19 protein-coding genes are annotated in these 20380 nt (G+C 38.9%); 8 read left to right on the forward strand and 11 right to left on the reverse strand.

What is annotated here, in order from left to right; genetic code table 11:
• Positions 1-115: 115 nt before the first annotated feature.
• Together J8L73_RS13830 and J8L73_RS13835 are read left to right on the forward strand one after the other, a co-directional pair.
• Entirely contained in the window at positions 116-940 is an 825-nt protein-coding gene (locus J8L73_RS13830) for an alpha/beta hydrolase (protein ID WP_211017940.1), read from the forward strand.
• A gap of 114 nt (positions 941-1054) precedes the next feature.
• Entirely contained in the window at positions 1055-1288 is a 234-nt protein-coding gene (locus J8L73_RS13835) for a hypothetical protein (RefSeq protein ID WP_211017942.1), read from the forward strand.
• Positions 1289-1436: 148 nt separating this feature from the next.
• On the opposite strand, the gene J8L73_RS13840 is transcribed toward J8L73_RS13835, so the two are convergent.
• From J8L73_RS13840 to J8L73_RS13850, 3 genes are all read right to left on the reverse strand, one after another.
• The gene (locus J8L73_RS13840) at positions 1437-2516 is read right to left on the reverse strand and encodes an endonuclease/exonuclease/phosphatase family protein (protein ID WP_211017944.1); all 1080 of its coding nucleotides are present in this window, start codon (positions 2514-2516) and stop codon (positions 1437-1439) included.
• Between the two features lie 23 nt (positions 2517-2539).
• Complete coding sequence (locus tag J8L73_RS13845; RefSeq protein ID WP_211017946.1) at positions 2540-2902, reverse strand: hypothetical protein; 363 nt, start codon at positions 2900-2902, stop codon at positions 2540-2542.
• Between the two features lie 76 nt (positions 2903-2978).
• Positions 2979-3227 carry a TIGR03643 family protein gene (locus J8L73_RS13850; protein ID WP_211000743.1) on the reverse strand — a complete coding sequence of 83 codons (249 nt, stop codon included), beginning with the start codon at positions 3225-3227 and terminating at the stop codon, positions 2979-2981.
• 124 nt (positions 3228-3351) lie between these two features.
• On the opposite strand from J8L73_RS13850, the gene J8L73_RS13855 reads away from it, so the two are divergent.
• The 3 genes from J8L73_RS13855 (at position 3352) to J8L73_RS13865 (ending at position 6859) form a co-directional block, all read left to right on the forward strand.
• A complete protein-coding gene (locus tag J8L73_RS13855; protein WP_211017948.1) occupies positions 3352-4038 on the forward strand; it encodes a transporter substrate-binding domain-containing protein in 687 nt (228 codons plus the stop codon).
• A gap of 29 nt (positions 4039-4067) precedes the next feature.
• Entirely contained in the window at positions 4068-4724 is a 657-nt protein-coding gene (locus J8L73_RS13860; RefSeq protein WP_211017949.1) for a YoaK family protein, read from the forward strand.
• A gap of 74 nt (positions 4725-4798) precedes the next feature.
• Positions 4799-6859 carry a TonB-dependent receptor gene (locus tag J8L73_RS13865; RefSeq protein ID WP_211017951.1) on the forward strand — a complete coding sequence of 687 codons (2061 nt, stop codon included), beginning with the start codon at positions 4799-4801 and terminating at the stop codon, positions 6857-6859.
• Between the two features lie 12 nt (positions 6860-6871).
• Here J8L73_RS13865 and J8L73_RS13870 read toward each other — a convergent pair whose 3' ends face one another.
• Positions 6872-7654 (reverse strand): helix-turn-helix transcriptional regulator, encoded by a 783-nt coding sequence (locus J8L73_RS13870; protein ID WP_211017953.1) that lies wholly within the window; start codon positions 7652-7654, stop codon positions 6872-6874.
• 100 nt (positions 7655-7754) lie between these two features.
• Here J8L73_RS13870 and J8L73_RS13875 point away from each other — a divergent pair, with 100 nt between their 5' ends.
• Positions 7755-8957, forward strand: a complete 1203-nt coding sequence (locus J8L73_RS13875) for an MFS transporter (RefSeq protein ID WP_211017955.1) — start codon at positions 7755-7757, stop codon at positions 8955-8957.
• Positions 8958-8974: 17 nt separating this feature from the next.
• On the opposite strand, the gene J8L73_RS13880 is transcribed toward J8L73_RS13875, so the two are convergent.
• From J8L73_RS13880 to J8L73_RS13910, 7 genes are all read right to left on the reverse strand, one after another.
• A complete protein-coding gene (locus J8L73_RS13880; RefSeq protein ID WP_211017957.1) occupies positions 8975-9199 on the reverse strand; it encodes a hypothetical protein in 225 nt (74 codons plus the stop codon).
• Positions 9200-9296: 97 nt separating this feature from the next.
• On the reverse strand, positions 9297-9710 hold the full coding sequence (locus J8L73_RS13885; protein ID WP_211000736.1) for a GFA family protein: 414 nt from the start codon (positions 9708-9710) through the stop codon (positions 9297-9299).
• Positions 9711-9945: 235 nt separating this feature from the next.
• Positions 9946-11238 (reverse strand): M20 family metallopeptidase, encoded by a 1293-nt coding sequence (locus tag J8L73_RS13890; protein ID WP_211000735.1) that lies wholly within the window; start codon positions 11236-11238, stop codon positions 9946-9948.
• Between the two features lie 400 nt (positions 11239-11638).
• Complete coding sequence (locus tag J8L73_RS13895; RefSeq protein WP_211017959.1) at positions 11639-12628, reverse strand: fatty acid desaturase; 990 nt, start codon at positions 12626-12628, stop codon at positions 11639-11641.
• A 237-nt stretch (positions 12629-12865) separates the two neighbouring features.
• Positions 12866-15298, reverse strand: coding sequence for an ABC transporter permease (locus tag J8L73_RS13900; protein ID WP_211000733.1), 2433 nt, complete (start codon positions 15296-15298; stop codon positions 12866-12868).
• An 81-nt stretch (positions 15299-15379) separates the two neighbouring features.
• Complete coding sequence (locus J8L73_RS13905) at positions 15380-16114, reverse strand: ABC transporter ATP-binding protein (protein ID WP_282098398.1); 735 nt, start codon at positions 16112-16114, stop codon at positions 15380-15382.
• Positions 16115-16125: 11 nt separating this feature from the next.
• Positions 16126-17376, reverse strand: a complete 1251-nt coding sequence (locus J8L73_RS13910) for an HlyD family efflux transporter periplasmic adaptor subunit (protein WP_211000732.1) — start codon at positions 17374-17376, stop codon at positions 16126-16128.
• Positions 17377-17731: 355 nt separating this feature from the next.
• On the opposite strand from J8L73_RS13910, the gene J8L73_RS13915 reads away from it, so the two are divergent.
• Positions 17732-19081 (forward strand): sigma-54 dependent transcriptional regulator, encoded by a 1350-nt coding sequence (locus J8L73_RS13915; RefSeq protein WP_211017961.1) that lies wholly within the window; start codon positions 17732-17734, stop codon positions 19079-19081.
• Positions 19078-20361, forward strand: coding sequence for an ATP-binding protein (locus J8L73_RS13920; protein ID WP_211000730.1), 1284 nt, complete (start codon positions 19078-19080; stop codon positions 20359-20361). Before J8L73_RS13915 ends, J8L73_RS13920 begins: the two co-directional genes overlap by 4 nt.
• Positions 20362-20380 lie beyond the last annotated feature (19 nt).

Genomic DNA, 20380 nt, shown 5'->3' on the forward strand with positions numbered 1-20380 from the left:
CGCATCAAGTCTGACGTCACACATTGTCCGATTTTTTGCTCAAAAGAAAAGGGCGCAAAAAAGTGTCCAACATGCTCCGCAGCTTATGCGGGCGCTATAAGCCAAGGAGAGATCATTGAAGCCTTCTATTTTTTTATTTTTTGTAAGTATTTTTCTGACTCATTTCACTGTCCTTGCCGAGTCAAAGGTTAGTTTTGCTACGATTGAAAATATGCAGCTTGAATATATTGATATAGGTACTGGAGATATTAATATCATTATTGAGTCAGGCGTAGGAATGGGGGTTAATTATTGGAAGCCACTATTAGCTAAATTAAAAATGCTTAAACAGCGAGTTATTATTTATTCTCGTGCTGGCAATGGCAGCTCAACAGCAACTGTTGATGTTTCTATTCAGAAATCTAATAAGCGCCTACATGCTCTACTAAAGCTATTAAATGTTGATAAAAATATTATATTAGTTGGGCACTCATATGGGGGTATTCATGTACGTGAATATGCTGCTTCTTATCGGGATCAAGTGATAGGTTTAGTGCTACTAGATCCAAGTCACGAGCAATTTTCGAAAAAGTTAATTCAGTTAAATAAAGCTTGGGCGGAAAGAGATGATAAAAAGCTAAATTCACTTTTGGCTCAAAGCCTAGAGTGGAAAGTTTTGCAAAAAATATATCAAAATGAGCAATTAAAAGATAAAGGCTCTATTACTAAAATACCCACTGTTATTGTTACCTCAAGTAAATTAGGAGAAAGCGATTGGTGGATTGGTCACAGTGAGCAAGGGAAAGAAATATGGAGAGAGCTCCACTCTTCATTAATACGGCACAACCCTAATTCAATTCATATTGTTTCAAATTCAACTGGTCACAATATACCTATTGATTCGCCTAGATTAGTTAATATAGCTATTGAGCAGACAGTTGATTTGGTTAATGGCTTATAACAAGCACTTGAAATCGAATTCAAAATTATGTCGCACTTTTTGCAAAGACCCGCAGAAAAAATTGCCATTAATTTTTCACCGTTTAAGTGGGCGTTCTATTTACAATGAGGTTTGATGCAGTTTTTCAATATTAGTCGCATAAATACAGATTTTGGTATATTTCGTGTGTCAGGTGATAGGTGTTTAAATAAACCCGAAATTGAAAGTTTAACTATCAAATCAATCGAAGTTATGGGAACTGATGGTTGGGTTGTATTAAATACAACTAGCGAAAGCAATTCTCAACTAATTAATAATTTACAAACATTATTATTGGCACATTTAAAGTTAAAAAACAGTATGGTGTAAACGTAAATATAACAAGAGTCTAAGGTTACGAGAGTCCGCTTATAGCACTCTCCAGCCACTTCGATAACATAAGACATTGATTATAATTGGCAAGGTATTTTACTGTGTCGGATGGCGCTTCGCTTATCCGACCTACACAAGCTAATAACTAGTTCTTCTCAAACCTTGGCACTTTTCGCTTATCGGCTTTGCTCATAGCCAACTCTTGTATCTCTTCTTGCTTAAGCTCGTCTGATTTATCTTCTAATGAATGCTGCTTAGCATTTTCAAACACCAGCTCGGTAAGCAGTGCAAAGTGGTCTGAGCCATATTTTGCAAGGCGCTTAATACGTTTTACTTTAAATCCTTGGCTGTGAAATAAATGATCGAGCGGCCAGCGCATAAAAAAGTAACTCGCATGAAAAGTATTATAAAAGCCGCGACCTTTTCGAGGGTCTAAAAAGCCACTTATTTGCATAAATAAACGCGTGCTACGCGACCATGCCACGTCGTTTAAATCACCGGCTACAATTGTTGGGCGAGTTGGGTTTTTAAGTGCTTTTGCCACCATTATTAGCTCTGAGTCGCGTGGGCGCGATGAGTCTTCTTCTGTTGGGCTTGGTGGTGCAGGGTGAATAAAGTGCCCTTGCATTTGCAGGCCTTCATCGTTTTCAAACAATATATGAATTGAAGGTATATCATCTTCAATTAACTCACATATTTGTGCATCAAGAATTTTAAATTTACTGTATAAGTGCATACCGTAGCGGTTGTCTTTTGGGCACTCTATAAAATACGGGTAGTGCTTTTTAAGTACCGATAACTTATTTTCCCACCAGCTATCGCTTTCAAGTGTTATTAATAAATCAGGCTGGTGCTTATTAACCAGTGAAATAAGTTGCTCGCTATTGTGGTTTGACATAAGCACATTAGCAGACATTATTCTTACACTGTGATCTTCGCTTACTGATGCCGTTTTAACTTCTTTTTTGGCAAGCCAAGTGTAAGGAAAAATCCATTTACCTTGCAGTGCCATAATGACGATTGACGTTAAAGCCGTCAGCAAATATCCAGTGTAGCTACTTTGCCATAATAAAAAGAACGATACTAAAGCAACAAAGCTAGCGATATAAAAAACTTGTAAACGAACAAAGTCACAGCTACGAACTAAATAATGCTGACTGTATGACATAGGCAACAAAGTCACGAGTAAAAAAAAGCCAATAATTAAAGTCAGCGCTACAAACATAATAATATCCTTTTAAAGTTAACTTAACGGCTTAAAATAGAGAGTATTTCTCGAGTATCTCGCACCATATGAATAATGGTATGGTCAACTTCTATACGCACTGTACCATTATCTTTAGAGCGTTCAATCACTCTTCCTCGCTTGTATATATCACGATCTAAATAATCGCCACGATAATAACGTTTACTTAAGCCCGGTGGAGTCCAGCCTGCACGTATTAACTTTTTTTCCTCTTTTTTAGAAAGGTGATTATCGTCATAGTGCTTATTTGAATAATGCTTATTATGGCCGTGTTTATAACCATGCTTTTCTTTATGTGGTTTTGCATCAGCATTGATTGAAAATAAAGCAAATGCGATCAAAGCGGTATAAATAGGTGCTTTCATACAAAATCTCTCGTGTAGTTAATAACTAAAGATTAGCAAACACGGCTGAACATTGTATGAAACAACGATTTTAAAACTAGCGATGCTTATATTGCGTTTTACAATGGCTGCGCATTATTGACGGATCGCGAAGTTTTAAATGCTTTGTTGTGCGCCCTGCATGGCGTTTACGCCATACTTTAAAACTTCCCTTTGAAATGTTTTCGCGCATAAATACCACCAGCTGCGGGTATTTAAGCCCATACAACTGCTCTATTGCCTCGTATGGTGTTCTATCTTCCCACGCCATTTCAATAATGCGCGATTGCTGCTCTGCGTTAAACATGTGGCTCTCACAAATTTATTTTATACGCGATATAAAAATACATAGATCAACACAATTAAAGGCAATTAATCTGTATAATAAGCGTTCAGGTTCTATACTTATAAAAAATTTTGGATTTGTGTTTATGCGCGCTGTATTGATGTTTTTAGCTTTAACTTTTTCTCAGCTATTATTGGCAGCGCCTAATAAAACGCTTCGCTGTGCAACCACGCACTACCCTCCTTTTACAATATACGATGAGCAAACCAATACCTTTTCTGGCCTTGATATAGAGTACTTAAGGTTTATTGAGCGTAAATTAAATTTAAACATTGATGTGGTGCATTTACCGTGGGCACGCATTAAAAAAGAAATGACACTCGGGTATTACGATTGCTACTTTTCGTTGGCAAATAACAAAGAGCGCTCTCAATATTTAGACTTTACCAGTGAGCCAGTGCATATCACTCAATTTGGTTTATTTGGTAAAACCAAGGAGCAGTTAAACACAACGGATTTATCAGATGCCCGTATAGCTATGTTAAGAGGGGTTGCTTTGCCAAACGTGCTTGCTGCACATTACAACATTGATGATAGTAATTTAATGCGCTCGATCTCAACTAAAGCTACTTTTGAACTACTTGAAAAAAACCGTGTTGATTACGCCATAACTAATTATCAAGCGGGGTTATGGTATTCAAAAAGCCATAAAAACATAACAGCAAGGCAATTAAATGAGTTTACGCTTCCTGTTTATATAGCCTTTAAACACGGCGTAATAGATACCAAGTTGGTTGATGAACAAATAACACGTTTTAAAAATCAAAAATAATAACCACGATTATATTTACGAGATATTCAATGTTTACGAAACTACCAGAATGGGTTGAATATGGCGCGTTTGCGCTCGCTTTTATTGCTGGCGTTGTAAATGCGGTAGGATTGTTAGGATTTGAGCATCAGGCCATTTCTCACCTTTCAGGCAGTGTTACTTTACTTGGTATAAAACTAATGAGCAGTACCTCTGCTGCGTTACTACTTATAAGTATAATTGTAAGCTTTATGCTGGGCTCGGCGCTTTCTGGCTTTTTACTCACTGGTGGCTCGTTAAAGCTTGGACGCCATTACGACACCTTATTATTTATTGAAGGCCTTTTACTGCTCTTAAGTGCTTATTTGCTCGACCAGTCTTATGTTTATGGCATTACACTTGCCAGCGCCGCGTGTGGTTTACAAAATGCATTAGCCACTAATTATAGCGGCGCCGTAGTGCGTACTACTCACTTAACCGGAATTTTTACCGACCTTGGCCTAATGATAGGTAAAGCACTTAAAGGCGAAACCTTTGATACCCGAAAAGGTGTAATGTTTTTACTTATTATTATTGGTTTTTTACTTGGCGGTATTACTGGGTTTATTTTATTTGAGTATTACTCACTACGCGCTTTGGTAGTGCCTGCACTGGCGTGCTTTGTATTATCGATAACGTATAGGGTTTACAGAGTTCGCACACTTTAACGCAATCGGTTTAAAAATTGTTTAAAACACCTTACCATGGCGTTAATAAAGCGTTACTTACCTTAAAGGAATGTATGAAACCTTATTTTTTGCCACTGCTATTGCCACTAAGCCATATTGCAATTGCTGATACTCAAAACAATGATGCTATAGAAACCATAACAACCACCGCATCGCGTACAGAAGCATTTGCCACCCCTCTTCCTCTTACTATTAGCACCTTATCTGAGGCGCAATTAAACAGTATTGCGCTAACTCATGTTGAAGAATCATTACAGCGTATTGCTGGCGCAAATGTTCAACGTGGTAACGGGCAAGAGTATTTACCTGCACTTCGCTCGCCTGTACTCTCGGGCGCGGCAGCCTGTGGTGGCATACTCACCCTTGAAGATGGCATACCACTTCGCGCTGCGGGCTTTTGTAATATAAACGAGCTATTTGAAGCACATAGCGAAATGGCAAAGCGTATTGAAGTATTAAAAGGTCCGGGCTCTGCCCTTTATGGCTCTAACGCCGTGCATGGTGTTATTAATGTAATAACGCCAGACACCACCCAAGGCGGCGGACTTGTTGGGCTTGATTATGGCTCATACGGTTATGCTCGTTATAAATTACGCGCAGGGAAAAACTATGGCAACAGTGGGATTGGCATTAACGCAAGTGTGACTGACGACACAGGTTACCGTGATGATGAAAGCGTTAAACAGCAAAAGGTAAATATTCGCCACCGCTTTGAAAACGATAACCTGTTACTTACCTCCGGCCTTACATACACAAATTTAGATCAGCAAACAGCGGGCTTTATTACAGGTTTTGAAAGCTATAAAAACGAAGATATAGCGCAGCAAAACTTTGACCCCGATGCATTTAGAAAAGCCCGCTCATTTAGAGCATGGAGCAATGCCCAGTGGCAATTAAAAAACGGCAATGTGCTTTCTATTACGCCTTATGTGCGCGACCAAAGCATGGACTTTTTTAAGCATTTTTTACCCGGCACCCCACTTGAAACCAACAGCCAAACAGGCTTTGGTGTGCAATCTCTTTATCAGCACAATTTGCAAAGTAATATAAAAGTAAACCTAGGGCTTGATGGCGAATATACCCGCAGCGATTTTACACAAAGCCAAAACGAGCCAACTCAGGGCTCTGCATTTTTAGTTGCCACAGTACCGCAAGGCAAACACTACGATTACGACGTAAACGCAACGCTTTATGCGCCATTTGCATCTATTGATTGGCAATTAAACAAGTGGTTTATTAGCGCAGGCCTAAGATATGAGCATATGCAGTACGATTACACTAATAATATGCTTACTGGCCGTACAAAAGACGACGGCAGTGAATGTAGTTTTGGCGGTTGCCGCTATAGCCGCCCAGCAAGTGGTAAAAATAGTTTTAGCAATACATCGCCTAAGCTAGGTGTAAGCTATAAGGTCAATAACAACAATACCGTATATGCTAATTTTTCGCGTGGCTATAGAGCGCCCCAAGCGGCTGAGCTATATCAATTACAACGCGAACAAACCACCGCTAATTTAAACCCAGAAATAGCTAATAATGCCGAGCTTGGTTTAAAGGGATATTACAGCGATGTGAGTTATGCATTGGCTGTGTATGCCATGAGCAAGCACAACACTATTTATCGCGATAGCGACTTTTTTAACGTTAATAATGGCAGCTCTCGCCATCGTGGTATTGAGCTTGAATTAGATTACGCATTAAGTAAAACACTTAACTTACAATTTGCAGGTACACATGCAAAGCATACCTATACTAATAACCAGTTAGTGAGTGGCTTAAATATTAACGGCAACGAGGTAGATACTGCGCCGCGCAACATTGCTAATCTTGATTTAAATTGGCAAGCCTTTAATAACCTAGCGCTTGCACTGCAATGGCATAGCGTAAGTAGTTACTATACCGACCCAGAAAACCTTCATAGCTACGACGGACATGACATTTTAAGCTTACGTGCAAAGTGGCAAGTTACCAATAAGCTAGAAGTGCTTGCACGTATAATTAACCTTACCGACGAAGCTTACGCAGAGCGTGCTGATTACACTAGTTTTACTGGCGACAGGTACTTTCCTGGCAAGCCACGTAGCGCTATGCTTTCAGCCACGTATACTTGGTAAAACACATTTAGCTTAATTTAAATCGCCCATGTATTTAGTGGGCGATTTTCCCATTACCTTTTTAAACATAGTTATAAACGCACTCACCGATTCATACCCTAATAACTCCGATACTTGCTGTACGCTTTGCCCATCTGATAGTGCCTGCAATGCTGTAATTATATGTAGCTGCGTTCGCCACTTACCAAAGGTCATGCCGGTTTGCTTTTTTATAAGTCGTGCCAACGTACGTTCGGTTAATGCAAATTGCACTGCCCATTGCGCAAGGGTTTTGCGGTTATTAGGTTGCTCTATTAACTCCCGGCTCATGGTTTGTATTACCACATGCTTAGAAAGCGCAAAATCAAGCGGCTGGGTTGGCATTTCTATTAATAAATCAAACAATACTTGGGCTAAACGCGCGGTTTTATCACCTTCGCTATAAGCTTGGCTTTCGCTTGCAAGCTTAAGCATTAAACTTTTAACAAGGGGAGTTATAGCCAAAGTACAGGTGTGCGTGGGCATGCCTTTTTGGTTGGCATTAATAAATACAAAGCATAAATTGGCGTTATCTGATGCGCGATTACTGTGGCTCGTATTAGCTGGCACCCAAATAGCGCTGTGGGTTGGCACCATCCACATTTTATTTGCCGCTTCACAGGTTACATAGCCATCAAGCGCTAATATTAATTGCCCCTTTGGGTGAGTATGTAAAGGGTATTCTTTACTGCCTTGTGCGGTATCAACTTTGGCAATTATGGGCTGTACCATGTGCTCGTAGTTTTGTAGGTATCCCCACCCTTTAGGTTCAAACATAGTTTTGTCTGTTTTTAGCAATTTAATGTCAGTATAGCTAAATTATAATAGTGCTGATTTATTTATACTAGCGCCCATAATTAGCTAACTTATTTTAATAATGACACACACACCTCAAAGCAATACCGGCACGTCGCGCTTTTCGAGCATACTACTGGTAATAGGTATTTTACTTATTGCCGCCAATTTACGTGCACCTTTTACAGGTGTTGCGCCAGTGCTTGATCAAATAATTGCGCACTTTAGCTTAACCGCTTCGCAAGCAGGCTTTATCACCACGTTACCGCTAATTGCCTTTGCGATTATATCGCCCATGGCAGCAAGCCTAGCTAAACGCCAAGGGCTTGAGCGCACTTTGTTTTTTGCTGTATTTTTAATACTAATGGGTATTGCTGGGCGGGTGTTTAATTCGTCAATAATGTTGTTTGTTGGCACAGCCATTATTGGTGCGGGTATTGCTATAGCTAACGTTTTATTACCGAGTTTAATAAAACGCGACTTTGCCGCAAAAGTCGCCGTTATGACCTCTGCTTATGTACTTACTATGGGCGTTACATCGGGTGGGTTTTCAGCGTTAGTTTACCCGCTTAGCCAATATGAAGGGTTGGGCTGGCAGTTTGCTTTAGGCGCAAGTGCCCTTATTACAATCACCACTTTAATTGTATGGATGGCGCAATTAAATAAACACACAAAACCTACGCAAACAGCGCATACATCAACACTGACTAAAAGCATTTGGCGTTATGCACTTGCATGGCAAATTACACTATTGTTAGGTTTAAATTCTTTTTTAAACTACATCATCATTACGTGGTTGCCGGGCATTTTAACCGAAGCAGGGCAAAGCGCCACACAAGCAGGCGCCTATCATGGGGCCTTTCAAATTGCGACCGCCATACCTGGGCTTGTGCTTATACCGTTACTTGCCAAACTCAAAGATCAAAGCGCGCTTAGCTTTATACTTGCATCACTTAGTGCAACATGTGCGCTTGGTTTGTTGTATATGCCAGGTTTTGCATTGATATGGACACTACTACTTGGTTTTAGCTCGGGGGCGTGTTTTATTTTAGGGCTGTCGTTTATTAGCCTACGTACTGATAACTCCACGCAAGCGGCATCACTTTCGGGTATGTCACAAAGTATTGGTTATTTGCTAGCAGCTGTTGGCCCTATGGTTGCGGGAGCATTGCATACAGCAACGGGGAGCTGGAGTGCGCCACTATGGCTGTGCGCTATTGCGGGCGTGTTATGTGCTATATGTGGATGGTTTAGCGGTAAAAATACTACGCTTAATAACAGTTAACTTATTAACGGCTATAACTAACTTACTAGCTGCTGTAACCATGAAAACAAGCCCGTTGCTGGCTTTTTTGCAGGAGTATGTTTTTTCTTATAGCGCTTATTAGTTGCTTCGCGCTGTTCACGGCGCTCTTGTGCTAAATTAGCTTTTGCAGCAAAACGCAAGCGCTGCTCTTGAGTAAGCTCATCATTAAAACTAATGGCTGTTTTTTTAACTGCACGGCTGCTTTTAGGTGAACTACACATATTATTCTCCAAATGACTGACTTATAAGTAGACAGTCATTTGGTTAAATAAATTTCAAATCACTTACTAAAAAAGTAATACTGATAACCCCAACTAACTAGTTTTGTGGGGTTGTATCAAACGCAGGTACTTCGTGTAAGTCGCTCAACCAGCTCAATGTTGATTTAGCCCAAATTTGTGCTGAAGGTTTAAAAGCATCTCTTTGATCTACCGCACCAATACGTAATCCGTATACACGGTCTTCTTTTGCTTCATTTGTAGCATAAAGTGTTGTACCGCACGTTCCACAAAAACCTTGCGCACGCTTATTACCACTTTGCGCTGTTTTCACAAACTCTTTAGGCTCACCTTGGGTGAATACTACAGAATTTGGCTCTGCAATTATAACGGCTCTGAATGGGCCGCTCGACATACGTTGGCAATCGCTACAATGGCAAACAAGTGCGTTGTTATTTTGAGATTTTGCTTGGTATTTAATTTCACCACAGTAACAGCTTCCCGTAATTTCCATTATTTAAATCCTTAATGCTTATGAAGATTGAATCGAGATATAAGACCGGCAATATCGATTCATTATTTTTAATAATATAAAAAAACTGCTCACCGGTTCATTTGTATATTTGGTTAGGTTTTTTAATTTTTGAGAGTGATTTTCAATGTTGAACAAGTGCTACAAACATGATCCGATGTTTTAAATAAAACAGCAATACCACGTTAAGCTAATGGCGTAACGTGGTGCGTTTAAGCTATCTTTTATGTGCGTTTAAATAATCAACGGCTAATAAGCTGAGTGCTTTAGTGCCTACTTTAAACGATGATTCGTCGGCATAAAAATAAGGTGAATGATTGCTAGCCACTGTATTTAAGTCTTGCTCACTTGGTGTGCCGCCTAAAAATACGAATACACTCGGCACTTCTAAAGCGTAAAACGAAAAGTCTTCTGCGCCAGTTATTTTTCCCATTTCAACTACGTTACTGTTACCTGCTGCTTTTTTAAGGCTAGGTAACATTTGCGCAGTAAGCTGTGGGTTATTAATCGTTACAGGGTAACCCTCGTGAATATGTACCTCTGCTGTAGCACCTGACGATTTGGCAATGTGTGTGGCTGTGGTTTTTATTTTTTCAAATATTTGTGCACGATTATCCATATCAAAATTACGAATCGTGCCTACCATTTCAACTTCTTCAGGAATAATATTATTACGTACCCCACCCGCTATCTTACCAAACGAAACAATAGCAGGCTCTTTGGTAATATTGATTTGGCGGCTCACAATATGATTAACGCCTGTTACTATTTGTGCAGCTGCTGCAATTGGGTCAACGCCAGTCCACGGTGCAGAGCCGTGTGCCTGCTTGCCATGCACAGTTATTTCAAATCGATCCGCACTGGCCATTGCAGGGCCACTTCTATAACCAATTTTACCGCTGTGCAAACTAGATGTTATGTGTAATCCAAAAGCAGCCTCTGGTTTGTATTGTTTAAATATGCCTTCTTTAAGCATTAGCTCAGCGCCACCTTCTTCCCCCACTGGTGCGCCTTCTTCTGCAGGCTGAAATACAAACATAATATTACCGTGTAGCTCATCTTTCATGTTTGCAAGCACTTGTGCAGCGCCCATAAGCATGGCCACGTGCGTGTCGTGCCCACAAGCATGCATTATGCCTACATCTACACCACGGTAATTAGTGGTTTTAGTTGATTTAAATGGCACGTCGGCTTTTTCAGTAACGGGCAGCGCGTCCATATCTGCGCGTAGCATTACTGTTGGACCTGACTTTGCACCTTTTAATAACCCCACAACACCTGTATAAGCAATCCCCGTTTGTACTTCCATACCCAGCGACTTTAAGTGCTTAGCCACAATACCTGCTGTGCGGGTTTCGCGATTTCCAAGCTCAGGGTTTTGATGAAAATCACGTCGCCAATCAATAACCTGTTGCTCTACCTTTTTCACTTGCTGATCAATGTTTGCATTGGCATTAAACGCACTAAGGGCAGCAAAGCCCAGCGCTACTGAAATTAGTGATTTTTTCATCCTGTTTGTCCTTATTATATTTATTGGTTTTATAATATTGATGAGCACGAGCTCTTATGTATTATTGAAAACACAATTAGTTCGCTCTATAACCACTATTACTGAAGGCTCTACAATAATCAATCCCATTTAAGCTAGATGCCCAACTATGGAGGGCAACTTCACTTTTCACTGGTTTTACTATTTTTAGTTTGAATATTTATCGCTAATTAAATCTACCATTTTTGTTTTTATTGATTTAAAAATGACATTGAATAGTCAACCAACGCACGTAAAGTGAGTTTTAATAAGCACGGTGGTGAATAGAAGAAGTTAACAAGTAATAGGCTTGGTACATAATTGCTATTCAAACTATAAAATAAAAATAGCAATGTAGAACCTCCCCTTATGTTGGGGGTAATTATTTAAATGCGTTAGCATTTTTTATGCTGTCAAAATCATTAAAGCGCACGTTGTGTTGTGCCATTACTTTAAGTATTTTCTCACTTAACATTTGACGTAAATAAAACGGCTGATTTGGCACAAAGTGATGAATGGTATGCGTTTTACCAAAATTAAAACAAAACAAGTGAAACGGCATAAATAAACGACTCGTTAGTACATGTGTTTGCTCTAGCATATTATTAACGCCGCCATAGTAATGCATGCTTGAGGTAACAAAATTAAGCGAGCTTGAGCGAATAATATTAGGCGCAATAAGTACGACCATTAAAAATTCAAACACATTCATTATACTTAATAACCAGGAAGGTGAATTTAGCGAAAGAGGTATAAATAAATCAACAATATGAAACACAATAACGCTGTATAAAATAGCAAAATACGCAGTCGCTATCGGAAACCCCGCATTAAAAACACGCAAAAAACTAAAGCCATTAATTTCTTTTCTAAAACGTTTAGTAGAAATAACTAACCCTAATAACCCATCTACAATAACTAGCGCACGTAAAAATGGATTTTTAATACCGTTCCCCACCAAGCGTTCTTCTAGGTCTTGTTGTGTGCCTGAGGTTTTGTGATGGTGTAAATGCATTTTACGTCGGTACCATGGGCTAATAGTATTTGGCCGCATTAACCATACTGTTAGCATCATAATATTATGCATAAACGGCTGGTTACTAAAGTATTGTTTATGTATAAGGTCGTGTTCTAACTCATGGGAAATAGACGCAGCTATAGCCGCAAGCACTATACACACCCAAGCAGGTATTATAGCCAAATAATATAAAACCCCAACGCCAATTAATGCACTAAGCGACAGCAATAAAATGATCAACCCTAAGGTATTTTGATGGGCAAGTAATGGATACTTTTGACGAAGTGATGCTTCCTCTGCCTTGATAGCTTTTACAATCGCTTGAATATTTTGCTTGGCAGTTAATTGGGTCATATATAATGTCTTAAAAAACCTAGTTGCGCAAATAATACCTGAATTAAGCGCAACATCGGAATAAAGTGGGAATAAAACTATGATGTATTGATCTATTACCAATAGCTCAATTATTTATTAGCATCCCAGTTCTTTGGGTTTTAGTTTGTAAGTGCAGCTATATTGCAGCAGCAACCACACCTAGAAACTAAATATTAGGGCTTGCTACCAATTTAAAAGCCATGCTGTACAAAAGTTTTAGCTTTCGCTTTGTATGCCTGAAATTGCTGGGCGCTTTAATTGTGTATTTAGAGGTAAGTAACATGCTATTGCCCCAAGAGTTACTACAAATATTAAGGTAGTAAGGAATAATACTAACTGAGTTAACGTAGGAACTGTATTAGCTATATTTTGTAATTGCTGTTGCAGTAAAAATAAAATACCAACACTTAATAAAACCCCTATTAAAATACCAGCGCCACTTTGCTTAAATACTAACAAAAATAAATCTAACGGTTTAGCGCCTATACACAAACGAATGCCAATTTCTGCACGTCGTAACTGCACTGAGTAACGCATAATACTCACCAAGCCAATGCTAGTTAATACTATTGTCGCAACAATTAACGCTATAGTCGTAGCTGATACAACGTATTGTCGAAATAATGCGGTATCACGCTGAGAATTTAGCGACTCAAGTTTATGCACCGAAATGCCCGCATCTATTTTTTGCAATAACGTATTAAGCGTTTGTTTTTTTAATTGTTGATTATTTTTAAGCTCTATAATAAATGAGCGATACCCTTCACGTGTCAAAAAGGCTTTAGGCTCTTTTAGTGCTTTACCAGGAATTGGCATCGCCTTAACAATACCTATAATTGTTAAATCGTTTTCACGACCAGATGTAATATCGAAACTTAAGCGCATTCCTAACGCATTACCATTACTTGATAACTGCTTGGCAAGTACATCATTGATAACTATTACATTAGCGTCACTTTTAACATCTTCAGCTGTAAAACTACGCCCTTGCAGAATAGGTTGTTTAAGTACTGAAAAATAATGCTCATCAACGGCTTTACCAAACGGTAGCACTTGTTTATTGTGCGTAACTTCAATGAGTGACCAAGTAATTAAATTATCATTGATCGGTGAGGATGAGCGGCTAATCTGAGCGACTTCTGGCAATAAAGCTATTTCATTAGCTGCTTGATTTAGTACTTGGTTTGCTTTTTCTCTGTTTGCTGATAAATAATTAGCTAAGTTAATTTCAACACTGGTTAGTTGCTTAATAGGCAGTGTGAAAGCTTCTTTTATATTGGCATTATTAACGTTAAAGATTAAAAGGTTAATAAATAATAAAGTACATGTAATTGCAACCTGAAATGCCACCAAACTTTGCCAAACACGCTTACTTACCTGTACAGTTTTGCCTTTTCCTGCTGACTTTAAGCCACCGATTAGTTCACGATAATTAATAATACGCGTACACAAATAGGCAAATAGAGTGCTCAGTATTAAACAGCTCAATACCGCAATAAGTACTGAGGCCATATTAACCGACAACTCGCTTGCTCGAGGTAATATGGCCTGCGCTAAATGACTCAACTCAGCCAAAATAACAGCTGATAGAGTAAGACCTATAAAGCTTGCACTTCCTATTAATAATACAATTTCAAGCCAAAATTGTTTAAACAAAATAAACCGTGTTGCGCCTACGGCAGCACTTAGTGCTAAGGTATGCTTACGCGCAGCTGTACGAACTATAAATACATTGCTAATGTTTACACACGCAATAATAACCAAACCTAGCACAGCTAAAATAAGCCAATAAATATTTTTCGGCGTTTCTTTTAATATTACATTTTGCAGTGGATTAAGCTCAAGCTGAATATGCCAACCGGCAAAAAATGCCTCTGTTATAATATGTTGCTGCCACACGTTATCAACATACTGAGATAGCTTTTTACTTGCTTGAACTCGATTTATATTACTTGGTAATTTAGCAACAAAATGGCTGTTTGAATAACGGTTCCACCAAAAAGGTTTGGCTTCTTCAGATGTTAGATTGTAATCCCAAGGCAGCCATATAGCCGTTTCTTGGCCTGTTTTGATAAGGGCTGGAGCTTTAAAATTGGCAGCAGCTACACCAATAATTTTAAATTGTTTCCCCCCTACACCCAGCTTTTGGCCAATAATATCTTCTTTAGCAGCAAAATCATTTATCCATGTTTGATAGCTGATCACTGCCACAGGATTAAAACTATCTAGCTTCTCTGTTTGGCTAAAACCACGCCCTAAATGTAACTTAATAGCAAATAAATCAAACCACTGCGGTGTTACAAATGATGTATTTACGATGGGCAAGCCAGCCACATCATCGAGGCGTTGTTGTGCGTAATACACCAAAGCGACTTGTTCAAATACGTTATGGTTTTTATATAAATCAATTAGCGCAGGGTAATTAAATGCACGTGTATTAAGCGACCCTGTTGAGTCTATTTGCGCATACTCAGCTTTAACTAACCGTGCTTGTTCAGGATAAGGCAGTGGCTTTATCAGCATAATATACGCAAGCGTAAGTACAGTAATTAACGCAGCCAAAACAATGCTCAAGGTTGCGACAACACTTACACTATAAATTTTATGTTGTTTAATATTGAGTAATGCATTTTTAAAATTGTAAGTCATTACTTCACTCCTTTGAGTAACTGATTAATCACGGTTTTTGTTTTAAATATTTTCATCTTATTCTCGCTGATAAAGAGCTACTTAAGCATTTAATGGCTCTTTTACCGCTATTTCACCAAGTAATTCACCATCAAGGAGTTTTAGCTGACGACTTGCCATATCGGCATAGCGAGGATCATGAGTTACCATGCAAATAGTTGTTCCCGCATTATTTAAATCAGTCAATATTTGCATTACTTGGTCACCCGATTTTGAGTCAAGATTACCTGTTGGCTCATCCACCAGCAAAATTGTAGGCTCTGCTACCAAAGCACGTGCTATGGCAACACGTTGTTGCTGACCACCTGAAAGTTGGCTTGGTTTATGGCTCATTCGATGTCCAAGCCCTACCTTTTCAAGACACGCTTTTACTTTTTCAGCAATCTCATGCTTGTTTGGTTTAGAGTGATGATAGCGAAGTGGCAATGCCACATTATCAAATACACTTAGTTCATCAATTAGGTTAAATGACTGAAAAATAAAACCTATTTTAGCGTTTCTAATGTCAGCAGCTTGATTTAGTTTAAGCTTAGAAACATTCACACCATCAATAAAATATTCACCACTCGTTGGCATATCAAGTAAACCTAGGATTGATAATAATGTTGATTTACCGCACCCTGATGGCCCAGATATAGACAAATATTCACCACTGTAAACTTTTAATTCAATACTGCGAAGCGCATAAGTTTGCAGCTCATCAGTTTCAAAAACTTTACTAAGTGCTTTCATTTCTAGCACGACACTTTTAAGAGCTTTATTTATTTGCTCTGCCATTGCATTCATCCTTAATTTATGTGAATTGTTTGGTTGGTTTGAGTAAGGTTGGCTAAATCTGAAATTATTAACTGCTGATCAGCAGCTACACCACCTAACACTTCAATATAACGTCCAGCTAAACGACCAAATTTCACTTTAACTAAACTAGCATCACCTGATATTGGGTTAAGCTGATATAGCGCAACTTCGGTATAGGGTTTAACGTTTGCCGGGCGCTCTATGAAGGTAACATTAGTGAGCTTTGCCACAATAATATTTGCATCAACACTTAGTTGCGGCCTCACGTTTTCGGGTAATATTTTAGGCAAAGCAAGCTCTACTTCTACCGTATTATTAACTATTACAGGGCTTATACGCGTAACACGCGCATCAACTATACCTCGGCGTGTATCTACTCGTGCAACTTGGCCTAAACGAATATCATCAACCTGATTTTGTGGAACTTGGATCAAAGCAATTAAGTTATCAACCGAGCCTATTAATGCAATTTCTTGCCCTGCGTTCACACTTTGCCCAAGCTCCACAGGTAAGCGCTGTAACACACCATTTATCCCCGCTTTTATCGACAAATTAGTAAGCTTTGTTTGTGACATAACAACAATCCCTTGCTGCTGTTTTATTTGCTCCAACTGAATACTTTGCGCCTCTTTATGCACTTCTTTTAATTGCTCTGCACGCTGCTTTGCAATAGCTAATTGCTGGCTAAGTTGTTGCTCATCAAGCACACTACGCTGGTAATTTAAGGTTGATACAATCCCTTGCTTAACAAGGGCTTCTTCTGCTTTTAATTTTAGTTTGGCATTTTCATACGCAGCATAACTTTGTGCCACATGGGAGCGCTCATTTAACAGCTCTCGCGTATTATTAAGCTTTGTTTGGCGCAAGTTCGCATTCAATTTATTAAGCTCTTGCTCAGCACTTTGTAACTGTTGATCGAGTTCAGGGTTTGCAAGTTGCACAATTACAGAGTCGCTACTGACAATAGCGCCAGGCTTTAATAAAATAGCTTTAACTGTCGCTGCTGTTTTAGCGGTAAGTAACTGCTGCTGTGCCGATTTTAATTCTCCATAACCCGTCACTGTAATGTCTAGCGCGCCTTGCTTTAGCGTTGCAACAATAATATTACTACGCGAAACGGATACTCCAGCTTGGTTACTTTGTTGATAAATAACCCCAATTATTACAATAACAGCTGCGGCTAAAATTAATTTTTGCCAAACAGCTAAAGCTTTTGTATTTGTTGTTTTTGCTATATCCATATTTCACTGCTTAATGCTTTGTATATGTAAGGTATAGCGAAACACGTGCCAACATTAAAAACTAAATAAATACATGAGATTAACGACAATATTACTTACTTTACTTAGCAAATAGCAGCAATAACGGACTCCTCAGTACCAATTTGAAACTCATAGCCCTAATTTTCAAAGTTATACTTTTATTAACCTCTTTGGCAGTGCCGAAATCGAACCAACACAGTCCGATTTCGGACTAATGCATGAGTATTTAGCCCTATTTAGTTATTAACATCTTGAAATTCAACAGATAAAATCACTGGCATAGAAATCGCTTTACGCTACAATAATTTAGCTTATCCCTTTTACTTGGAAGTTTATGCCTGCCACTATTTTGATCATCGAAGATAGCCCCGAAATTCGTCTAAGCGCGCGATTTATTTTAGAAGATAGTGGTTATCTGGTGCTTGAATGCAGCGATCCTTTTGAGGCACAAGCATTGCTTGAAACAGACCAGGCTGTGAATCTAATTTTGCTCGATATGAATTTCTCGCGCGATACAACGTCTGGTAATGAAGGAATGGCTTTTTTGCAGTATGTACAAAAAAAACAATTAGCGATTCCTGTTATAGCAATGACTGCCTGGTCAAGCGTTGACTTAGCTGTACGTGCAATGCAACAAGGGGCATGCGACTTTATTGAAAAACCTTGGCAAAATCAGCGGCTATTAAAGTTACTTCAGCAACAGCTAACACTTAATGATCTCACTAAGAAAAATAAAAAGTTACAGCAGCAATTAAACGATCATCCCTCGCAGCCTTTTATTTATAACTCAACAGCAATGCAACAACTGATTGAGCAACTAGAAAAAGTAGCCAAAACTGATGCTAATATATTACTAACCGGAGAAAATGGCACAGGTAAAAGTCAGTTAGCCCAATGGATACATCAACAATCAGCTCGTAAAACTCAGCCTTTTATTGCAGTAAATATGGGCGCAATTGTAGAGTCGTTATTTGAAAGTGAAATGTTTGGGCATAAAAAAGGGGCGTTTACAGATGCTAAAAGTGAACGTATTGGTCGCTTTGAACTAGCTGAGAATGGTAGTTTATTTCTAGATGAAATTGCAAATATTCCGCTCCCTCAACAAGCTAAATTACTGCGAGTGCTTGAAAATCAAGAATATGAAATGGTGGGTGCAAGTTACACTAAAAAAGCTAATGTTAGGCTGATAAGTGCTACCAATGGGGATTTTAGTAAACTCATCGCTAGTAGCGCATTTAGAGAAGATTTATATTATCGATTAAATACGCTTGAATTTGTTATTCCGCCATTGCGAGAACGTGTAGAGGATATAATCCCGCTATGTGAGCACTTTATAAGTCATCACGCCAAAAAGTATAACCATAATTTAATAAAGCTTACTGATTGTGCCAAACTTGCATTATTACACTACTCTTGGCCAGGCAACGTACGCGAGTTAAGCCACGTTATTGAACGCGCAGTTTTATTAGCAACAACAGATACCTTAAGTGCAAGTCACCTTAACCTAAATAATAACCAAGCTAATAATACGCTACCATTAATGACCCTAGAAAGTGCTGAACGACAGCTCATTGATTTAGCACTAAAACAAACTCAAGACCACATTCCTAACGCTGCGAAGTTATTAGGTCTGGGTAAATCATCTATGTACCGTCGTCTTGAAAAGTACGGCATTACGGTATGAAAGCACGCTGGCTTTTTAGCTCTTCATTAGAGCGTAGTTTAATAAGCTTTGCTGCACTAAGCGGTTGTTTATCTGCAATTGGTTGCTATTTTATTAGCCAATACTTTACCTTGTCGACAGCAAGTTCAGTCACAATTGCAGTGCTATTTTTAGTTATTTATTTTAAGTTGTTTATGAGTACTTATAACAAAGTTATAAGTAGCTTTAATCGTAACCATGCCCACCTAGATGCTATTTTGAATGAGGACTACAGCCAACTCGTTAAACCGAGCTACCAAGGCGGAAGCATCAACCGATTGCAGCAAAGCTTAATTACTTTAAGTGAAGAATTATTTAAAAAGAAATCACGTTATGATCAGCATGTATTTTTGGTATATCAGCTAATTGAGCACTTTAATGTACCAATAATGGTGCTCGATCAAAGCAATAAGCTGAGCTATGCCAACAACGCATATAGCGAATTTAAAAATACACCATGGCAAACTCTGCGCTACTCAAGCGCAGAGGCATTAGGGCTTATAAAGCATGATGCTCATTGGCAACTCAGCGATGCGATTACTGCGCAGCAATGGCAGATACGCCACAGTGAATTTATAGAGCAAGGCAGTTGCCATCAACTTATTGTAATGATTAATATCACCTCTGCTCTTCGCGAAAACCAACTACAAGCATGGCAGCAAATAATTCGCGTACTCGGCCACGAAATTCGTAATTCGCTTACTCCGGTAATTGGTATGGCCGAAAACCTCGCGGTAAAACTTACCGAGCCACGTCAGGCACAAGCGTTAAACGTAATAAGTGAGCGTTGTAATCACCTAAATGAGTTTGTAACCCGCTACGGTGATATAAATAAAGCCCTTTCACTCAACATTGTTACGATAGACAGTCAGGCTTTTTTTAATCAAGTATGCGCTATTTACCCTGATGTTGAGTTTACTCGTAGCATTAACTGCCCAACTTTTAATGCCGATCGTACATTTTTACATCAAGTAATTATTAACCTGATAAAAAATGCCATAGAAGCCAGTTCCTGCCCAGTTAAAATAGCATTGAAAATTGACACTCAAAACACGGTGAACTGCATTACTATTTCTGACAACGGACATGGCCTTGCAAACCCGGATAATATATTTGTGCCGTTTTACACCACTAAACAACAAGGCCAGGGCATTGGTCTCAGCTTTTGTCGTAACGTAATTGAGCAACACAATGGCAGTTTGAGTTTAGTAAATAGAGGTGACATCAAAGGCGCTGTAGCTACAATTTTACTGCCAATATAGTAGGTTTAAGCAACTATGA

This window comes from Pseudoalteromonas sp. MMG006 (assembly GCF_018101025.1).
GTDB lineage: Bacteria > Pseudomonadota > Gammaproteobacteria > Enterobacterales > Alteromonadaceae > Pseudoalteromonas.

Bases quoted from the DNA above. Each gene is read 5' to 3' on its own strand.
- J8L73_RS13835 (WP_211017942.1), top strand. From the start codon at position 1,055: ATGCAGTTTTTCAATATTAGTCGCATAAATACAGATTTTGGTATATTT.
- J8L73_RS13840 (WP_211017944.1), bottom strand. From the start codon at position 2,516: ATGTTTGTAGCGCTGACTTTAATTATTGGCTTTTTTTTACTCGTGACT.
- J8L73_RS13845 (WP_211017946.1), bottom strand. From the start codon at position 2,902: ATGAAAGCACCTATTTATACCGCTTTGATCGCATTTGCTTTATTTTCA.
- J8L73_RS13850 (WP_211000743.1), bottom strand. From the start codon at position 3,227: ATGTTTAACGCAGAGCAGCAATCGCGCATTATTGAAATGGCGTGGGAA.
- J8L73_RS13855 (WP_211017948.1), top strand. From the start codon at position 3,352: ATGCGCGCTGTATTGATGTTTTTAGCTTTAACTTTTTCTCAGCTATTA.
- J8L73_RS13860 (WP_211017949.1), top strand. From the start codon at position 4,068: ATGTTTACGAAACTACCAGAATGGGTTGAATATGGCGCGTTTGCGCTC.
- J8L73_RS13865 (WP_211017951.1), top strand. From the start codon at position 4,799: ATGAAACCTTATTTTTTGCCACTGCTATTGCCACTAAGCCATATTGCA.
- J8L73_RS13870 (WP_211017953.1), bottom strand. From the start codon at position 7,654: ATGTTTGAACCTAAAGGGTGGGGATACCTACAAAACTACGAGCACATG.
- J8L73_RS13875 (WP_211017955.1), top strand. From the start codon at position 7,755: ATGACACACACACCTCAAAGCAATACCGGCACGTCGCGCTTTTCGAGC.
- J8L73_RS13880 (WP_211017957.1), bottom strand. From the start codon at position 9,199: ATGTGTAGTTCACCTAAAAGCAGCCGTGCAGTTAAAAAAACAGCCATT.
- J8L73_RS13885 (WP_211000736.1), bottom strand. From the start codon at position 9,710: ATGGAAATTACGGGAAGCTGTTACTGTGGTGAAATTAAATACCAAGCA.
- J8L73_RS13890 (WP_211000735.1), bottom strand. From the start codon at position 11,238: ATGAAAAAATCACTAATTTCAGTAGCGCTGGGCTTTGCTGCCCTTAGT.
- J8L73_RS13895 (WP_211017959.1), bottom strand. From the start codon at position 12,628: ATGACCCAATTAACTGCCAAGCAAAATATTCAAGCGATTGTAAAAGCT.
- J8L73_RS13900 (WP_211000733.1), bottom strand. From the start codon at position 15,298: ATGACTTACAATTTTAAAAATGCATTACTCAATATTAAACAACATAAA.
- J8L73_RS13905 (WP_282098398.1), bottom strand. From the start codon at position 16,114: ATGGCAGAGCAAATAAATAAAGCTCTTAAAAGTGTCGTGCTAGAAATG.
- J8L73_RS13910 (WP_211000732.1), bottom strand. From the start codon at position 17,376: ATGGATATAGCAAAAACAACAAATACAAAAGCTTTAGCTGTTTGGCAA.
- J8L73_RS13915 (WP_211017961.1), top strand. From the start codon at position 17,732: ATGCCTGCCACTATTTTGATCATCGAAGATAGCCCCGAAATTCGTCTA.
- J8L73_RS13920 (WP_211000730.1), top strand. From the start codon at position 19,078: ATGAAAGCACGCTGGCTTTTTAGCTCTTCATTAGAGCGTAGTTTAATA.